At 46.5% G+C, this 7265-nt stretch carries 7 protein-coding genes; 6 read left to right on the top strand and 1 reads right to left on the bottom strand.

What is annotated here, in order from left to right:
- Genes secE through rnr form a run of 4 tightly spaced genes read left to right on the top strand, consistent with a single transcriptional unit; the run spans position 1 to position 3327 of the window.
- Positions 1–420: a preprotein translocase subunit SecE gene (secE, locus tag HNQ47_RS08335; protein ID WP_183328942.1), complete on the top strand. Its 420-nt coding sequence runs from the start codon at positions 1–3 to the stop codon at positions 418–420.
- A 12-nt stretch (positions 421–432) separates the two neighbouring features.
- Positions 433–990, top strand: coding sequence for a transcription termination/antitermination protein NusG (gene nusG / locus HNQ47_RS08340; protein WP_183328943.1), 558 nt, complete (start codon positions 433–435; stop codon positions 988–990).
- 15 nt (positions 991–1005) lie between these two features.
- On the top strand, positions 1006–1236 hold the full coding sequence (gene secG / locus HNQ47_RS08345; RefSeq protein WP_183328944.1) for a preprotein translocase subunit SecG: 231 nt from the start codon (positions 1006–1008) through the stop codon (positions 1234–1236).
- A gap of 39 nt (positions 1237–1275) precedes the next feature.
- Positions 1276–3327, top strand: coding sequence for a ribonuclease R (rnr, locus tag HNQ47_RS08350; protein WP_183328945.1), 2052 nt, complete (start codon positions 1276–1278; stop codon positions 3325–3327).
- Here the strand turns inward: rnr and HNQ47_RS08355 are convergent.
- Complete coding sequence (locus tag HNQ47_RS08355; RefSeq protein WP_183328946.1) at positions 3324–4094, bottom strand: Cof-type HAD-IIB family hydrolase; 771 nt, start codon at positions 4092–4094, stop codon at positions 3324–3326. The genes rnr and HNQ47_RS08355 overlap by 4 nt on opposite strands.
- 292 nt (positions 4095–4386) lie before the next feature.
- On the opposite strand from HNQ47_RS08355, the gene HNQ47_RS08360 reads away from it, so the two are divergent.
- Both HNQ47_RS08360 and fusA read left to right on the top strand, forming a co-directional pair.
- The gene (locus tag HNQ47_RS08360; RefSeq protein WP_183328949.1) at positions 4387–5058 is read left to right on the top strand and encodes an ankyrin repeat domain-containing protein; all 672 of its coding nucleotides are present in this window, start codon (positions 4387–4389) and stop codon (positions 5056–5058) included.
- A 12-nt stretch (positions 5059–5070) separates the two neighbouring features.
- Positions 5071–7143, top strand: a complete 2073-nt coding sequence (gene fusA, locus HNQ47_RS08365; protein ID WP_183328947.1) for an elongation factor G — start codon at positions 5071–5073, stop codon at positions 7141–7143.
- The last annotated feature ends 122 nt before the right edge of the window (positions 7144–7265 follow it).

The raw sequence follows: 7265 nt of genomic DNA on the forward strand, positions 1-7265 counted from the left end.
ATGGCAAGCAGAGAAGAGAAGAAACAACAAAAAAAGTTAGATAAAGAAGCAAAAGCCAGAGCCAAAGCCGAAGAAAAAGAAGCCAAGGCCAAAGAAAAGGCAGAAAATAAAGCCGCTTTAGCACAATTAAAAGCGGACAATAAAGCATTTAAAGCACATCTGAAGACGCTTCCGCGAAAAGAACGCAAGGCCGCAAAGCGGGAACATGAAGATGAATATTTAAAAGCAGAAGATAAACTGACCAAGCGGGTTTATCAGATCCGTCAGGTCCGCGGTGAACTGCGCCGTGTGCAGTGGCCGTCTTTTGGGCAGCTGATGAAATCCAGTTCTTTGGTCATCGTGTTTACCATTTTATTTGGTTTGTATTTCTTTCTGTGCGAACTGCTCGCCAATGGTATGCTGAAAGCGATCCTCGGATAAGGAGTGAAGAGAATGGCAGAAAATCCGGAATTAAAAAAAGAATGGTACGTTGTTAATACATATGCCGGCCAGGAACACCGTGTGAAAGAAAACCTGGAACGTCGTATTACGACGATGGGACTGGAAGACAATCTTTTCAAGATCATCGTGGCAGAAGAAAAGGAAGTTGAGATCAAGAACGGCAAACCGGTCGAAAAGACGCACAATCTGTTCTCCGGTTATTTACTGGTACAGATGGTCATGACCGATGAAGCATGGTATGCCGTACGAAATACACCAGGTGTTACGGGATTCATCGGATCCAGCGGTAAGGGAGCGAAGCCGTTCCCGGTGCCGCAGGAAGAAATCGACAGTGTCCTGCGCCGTCTGGGCAGCACCGATGTGGAGATCGCCGTAGATTTCAAAGTCGGCGATACGGTAAAAGTCCTGAAAGGTGCTTTCGAAGGAACGGAAGGCACCGTTGAAAGCATGGATGACGAGAAAAAAGTCGCAACCGTGCTGCTGATCTTATTCGGCCGGGAAACCCCGACAGAAATTCCGTACCTGGATCTGAAAAAGGTCGAAGAATAGAAAAGGGTGAATGATATGGAAAACACATTGAATATCATTTTAATGATCTTGGCAGGTGTGATCATCATACTGACATTGCTGCAGGGCGGAAAGTCCGATGGTCTTTCGGCTGCTTTCACCGGCAGCGGTGACTTGAACCTGTTTGCTGTGCAGAAAGAAAGAGGCCCGGAAAAAGTCATCAGCCGTCTGACGCTGATCTGCGGCATTGCTTTTTTTGCCATTATCATTTATTTATTGAAAATCTAGGCCATCCGGCCTTTTTTTCTGCGGAAGGAAGGGAAAGACATGGAAGATAAAATACTGGCGCTGTTTGACCGCCAGGACAGCTGGACACTGCGGTCGATGGAAAAAGCGCTGCATTTAAAAGAAGGCAGAGAATTCACCAAATTCATTCAAACATTAAATGATCTGGAAGAACGCCGCATTTTATACAATGATCACCATGCGTATTATTTGATCACGCAAGAGGAATATTTTGTCGGCCGGGTCAAAGATATTTCCCGCTGGGAATTCGCCGTGACTTCAGCCGACGGAAAAATATATGTAAAAAAGAAATTTGGCAAAAATGCGTTCGATCGGGATGTCGTCCTGGTGCATGTGACACCGGAGAAGAATGAGATCGTCAAGATCTATGAACACGAGATCCAAATGATCTCCGGGGTGTTCAAGCGGACAAAAAAAGGCATGATTTTTTTCAGCGACATCGATTTTCATCGGCCGATCAAAATTACGAATCTGAAAGATTTAAAACCGCGGCCGAAAGATAAAGCCGTACTGGCCATTGAAGCATATACCAATCCGCTTCAGGCTAAATTGGTCAAATTGATTCCCGATGACGGGAAAGCCGGAAACGATATCACGACCATGCTTTATACACAGAAAGTGCGGATGGAATTTAATGACAAAGTCAGAGCAGAAGTCGAAAAATTGCCAACAGAAGTTAAACCAGATGATCGGATCGGACGGACCGACTTCCGAGATTTGTACACGGTGACGATCGATGGGGATGATGCGAAAGATTTCGATGATGCGATATCGATCGAGAAAAATGAACAAGGGTATGTGCTCTATGTTCACATTGCCGATGTCAGTCATTATGTCAAAGAAGGCAGCGCCATCGATCAGGAAGCCTATCTGCGTTCCACCAGTATCTATGTATGCGACCGCGTGATCCCGATGCTGCCGTTTGAATTAAGCAACGGCATCTGCTCGCTGAATCCGCATGTTGATCGCTGTACACAGACTTGCAAGATGCAGATGGATCAAAACGGACGGTGCATTGCTTATGAAATTATGCCCTCCGTCATTCACTCGGATCATCGCTGTACGTATCGGAAAGTCAATGCCGTTATGGCTGGTGATCCCGATGCGCAGGAAGAGTATGCCGATGTGCTGCCGTTGATCGAAAATCTGAAAGAACTGACGTTAAAAATGAAGGAACGGGCCAAGGAGCGCGGTACGATCGATTTTGAAACCAAAGAAGCTGTCATTCAGCTGAACCAAAAAGGATTTCCAGTTGATATCTATGAAAAGAAACGTGGCTTTGCGGAAGAGATGATCGAACAATGTATGATCCAGGCCAATGTCTGTGTTGCTAACTTCCTGCATCAGAATCATCTGCCTTGTATGTATCGTGTGCACGAGACACCGGACCCGGAAAAGGCCGCGACCATCTGTACTGTCGCAAGGGTCATGAATCAATCCTGCGATCTGTATCCGGACGAAGTCAGTGCCAAGGATATTCAGCAGTTCCTTTTATCCATCGAAGATCCGCATGCGAAGGATGTTTTATCGCTTGTTGCTTTGCGGGCCATGCAGAAAGCAAGATATGATGCAAAGTGCCTGGGCCATTTTGGACTGGCATTGGAAGAATACTGTCACTTTACTTCACCGATCCGCCGGTATTCGGATCTGGTGGTGCACCGGATGCTGAGGAAATATCATTTTGAACATGCCGACCGCATTGGTGTGCACAAAGATGAAGCGAAGATCGTGAAACAAAGTTACTATGTTTCGCTCAAAGAAAAAGACGCCATTCATGCCGAACGAAGCGTCGATGATTATAAGAAAGCCGAATATATGTCGAAACGGATCGGGAAAAAATTCAAAGGCACCATCGTCGGTGTCATGAATTTTGGCTTCTTTGTCGAATTGGATAATACAGTCGAGGGCCTGGTGCCGCTGCACAGTCTGGTCGACCATTATGACTATGACGAAGCACGAATGTGCCTGATCGGACAGAACAGTCACCGATTGTTTGCGCTGGGGCAGGAAGTTGATGTATTGTGCTATGCGGTCAACTTGTCCAAAGGACAAGTTGAGTTCGCATTGTGCTAGATCAATTGAAATTTTTTCAAGGCGGTATAAACACCGTCTTTTTTTACATCATCGGTAATGTAGTCCGCGCAGGCTTTGGTGGAATCAAACGCGTTGCCCATCGCGATCCCGATGCCGGCATATTCAAGCATATCGACGTCGTTGCCGCCGTCGCCGAATGCCATGCATTCATCCTGACGGATCCCGTAATAATGCAGGATATGACGCATGCCGATGCTTTTGCCAGAATTTTTATTGATGATATCCGTTGCCCGGTCCCACCAGCGCGCCGCTTTCAGCGTAGGGCAGCCTTTCAGCAGCTGCGGATCGTGCTCAGCCGTGCCGGGGACCATCATCTGATAAATACCTTCATGGAATAGTGCTTCATAGTCGTCGACAACTTTCATTTTTTGACCGGCGATCCAAAAGTACTCATCCAGGTCTTTATCAAAGAAGTTGCAGCCCATCCGATTCATGGATGCCAGCTGGACCGGTTTGTTCAGGGCTTTGGCGTTGTCGATCACTCGACAGATGTCGCGCGGATCCAAAGGCTGAGAAAATACGGTTTCTTTGCGGTTGAAACAATATTGACCGTTGAAGCACATCGCTCCGTCAAATTCGATTTCCGGAAATTTCGGTACGACATAGGGCGGCCGGCCGGTTGCCAAAAACAGCAGGATCCCTTTTTCGTGCAGTTTCTGCAGGGCCCGCACCACCGGGGGATGAATTTTACGCTCTGCTAAAGGCAGGAGCGTGCCGTCAATATCGAAAAAAATAATCTTGATCATACAGTCCTCCCTCATTTGATTATAAAAAAACAGGAATCTTTTGTCTAGTTGGTTAAAACTGTAATAAATTTGTCCTAATTGGTACTTGATTTGATTGTTTTAGGGGATTCGTTATAATGGACTTAGTTAAATAAAGGAGTGGTTAAAATGACAAAAGTTCAAGTACGAATTGTATATAATTTTGAACATTTTACTTACTCTTTTCAAGAGATATACCGGTGAATGACTGCGGGCGTTTTCCGGTTTTTCTTTTACAACATCATACAACTTAATAAGATGGGAGGAATCTATGATGGACCAAGAATTTAACAAAGTTTTCTGGGATGCATGTGCAAATGGTGATTTCCCGATGGCAGCTGCTCAAATTAAAGCAGGGGCAGATGTCAATTATCAGAACGGAGACGGACGAAGCGCTTTGATGCGGGCAGCGAAACGTGACCGTAAGGAAGTCGTGCAGCTGTTGATCGACAACGGCGCAGATGTCAATATGACAGATAATAAAGGTAAAACTGCTTTGATGGGTGCGGCCAAGAAGGGCAACCGGACGATCTGCATCGCTTTGATCCAGGCCGGGGCGGATGTCAACGCCAAAGATGACCGCGGTCGGACAGCACTGATGCGTGCGGCATTGTTAGGCCGTGACCGCTGTGTCAACGTACTGTTGGATGCCGGAGCAGATATCAATGCGCAGGACGAAGTCGGACGTACGGCGCTGATGGAAGCAAGCATCGCCTTTAAACGTGATACAATTCGTATTTTATTGGAAAGAAATGCCGATGTGAACCTATTTGACAATAATGGATGTACAGCATTGATGCGTGCCGCGTACGGCGGTTATCCAAGCTTGGTTGAAAAGTTGTTGGCTTTCGGTGCCGATAAAGACATGGAAGATAAACAAGGCAACGTAGCATTGGATTATGTCAGAGAATACTGCCGTCCGCAGTTGGAACCATTATTGAAATAGGAGATCGGGATCATGAGAGATTATTTAAGTTCAGAAGTACGCAATGTTAGTGTGATCGGCCACAGCGGTGCCGGTAAAACCGCTGTCATGGAAGCCTTGCTTTACTATACGAAAGCAACGGATCGATTTGGAAAGACCAGCGACGGCAGCAGCATGATCGACTTCGACAGCGAAGAGATCCGCCGCGGCATCAGTATCTATACGACCGTCATTCCGATCGAATGGGAAAACTGCAAGATCAATTTCATCGACACGCCGGGTTATCTGGATTTTGTCGGTGAAAAACAGGCCGGCTTTGCGGTCGGCGACAGTGCCTTGATCGTAGCAGACGCGAAGAATATTACAGAACCGGGAACGATACTGGCTTATAAAGCCGCTGTCGAAAGCAAGAAACCGGCCATCATTTTCATCAATAAACTGGATGATCCGGAAACGGATTTCAATACCGCTTATGATCAGCTGCGTGAAGCATTCGGTAAGAACATCATTCCGTTTGAAATGCCGATCAAAGAAAATGGTGAGATCGTCGGTTCGATCAATATCCTGCATAATAAGGCTTGGTACTACAAAGGTGAAAAAGCCAATGAGAACGTACCGCAGCCGATCCCGGAAGAACTGAAAGATGAAGTTGATGTCTATAAAGATCAGATCGCGGAAGCTGTTGCCATGGGCGATGATGAACTGATGGAGAAATTCTTCTCCGGTGAGGAGTTCACCGATGCAGAATTGACGCGCGGCGTGCGGATCGGAATCCGCAATGGTGAGATCGTGCCGGTATATTCCGGCAGTGCCACGAATATGATCGGCATCCGCCGATTGATGGATCTGATCGTCGATTATTTCCCGACTTATTCAGAACGTGGTATGTATACGGCAACCACACCGAATGGTGAAAAAGTCGAACTGCTGACCAACGAAAACGAAGTCCTGACGGCACAAGTCTTTAAGACGATTGTCGATCCATTTGTCGGACGTATTTCGTATGTGAAGGTCTTAAGCGGCGTATTGTCCAGCGATTCGGTCGTCTACAACGCGAATAACGGCAATCCGGAAAAGATCAGCACGATTTATATCATCAAAGGAAAACACCAGACCGGTGTCGGAAAATTGTTTACGGGTGATATTGGTGCGTTAACGAAACTGCAGAATACTAAGACCAATGACACACTGTGTCAGAAAGATAAATTATTGATCGCGGATCCGATCCATTTTGATGAGCCAATGTTCGGTCAGGCAATCTATCCGAAATCCAAGAACGATGAAGATAAGATGTCCAACGGCTTGAACCGCCTGCTTGAAGAGGATCCAACCTTTAAGGTCGAAAACAATAAGGAAACCAAAGAAACAGTTGTATACGGCATCGGTGACCAGCACCTGGATGTCCTGCTTTCAAAATTAAAAAATAAATACAAAGTCGATGTTACGACGCAGGATCCAAAAGTAACCTATCGGGAGACCATCACCCAGAAGGATATTGGGGAAGGCCGTCATAAGAAACAATCCGGCGGTCATGGCCAGTTCGGACATGTCTTTGTCGAATTTGCGCCGAACCCAGACAGCGAAGAGATGGAATTTGATGAGAAAGTCTTCGGCGGTGCGGTGCCGAAACAATACTTCCCGGCGGTCGAGACCGGTCTGCGGGAATGCTGCATGAACGGGCCGCTGGCGGGCTATAAGATGGTCAACTTGAAAACGACCTTGCTGGATGGTAAATATCACGATGTCGATTCGAGTGAAATGGCATTTAAGATGGCTGCTCATTTGGCTTTCAAAGATGCAATGAAGAAAGTACATCCGATTCTTTTGGAACCGATCATGGATGTAACGGTTACCGTTCCGGATGAATATACAGGCACGATCATCGGCGATTTGAATAAGCGCCGCGGATCGATTCTGGGCATGACGCCGCAGGATGATATTCAGATCATCGAAGCCCAGGTACCATTGGCAGAAATGCTGCGGTATTCACTGGATCTGCGCAGTATGTCGCAGGGATTGGGCACGTATACGATGAAGATGAATCGTTATGATCCGGTACCGGAAAATATTTCGGCACGGATCATTGAAGCATCGAAAGAAGAATAACGGAAATCTCCGGGTCAAGTGACCCGGATTCTATACTATAGTTAACGGGTCATAAACGAACGTTTTACGCAACAAGAATCACAATAAGCAAAGCAGTCATCTTATGGTGACTGTTTTTTTTG

It is taken from the genome of Catenisphaera adipataccumulans, assembly GCF_014202755.1.
Classification (GTDB): Bacteria; Bacillota_I; Bacilli_A; order Erysipelotrichales; family Erysipelotrichaceae; genus Catenisphaera; species Catenisphaera adipataccumulans.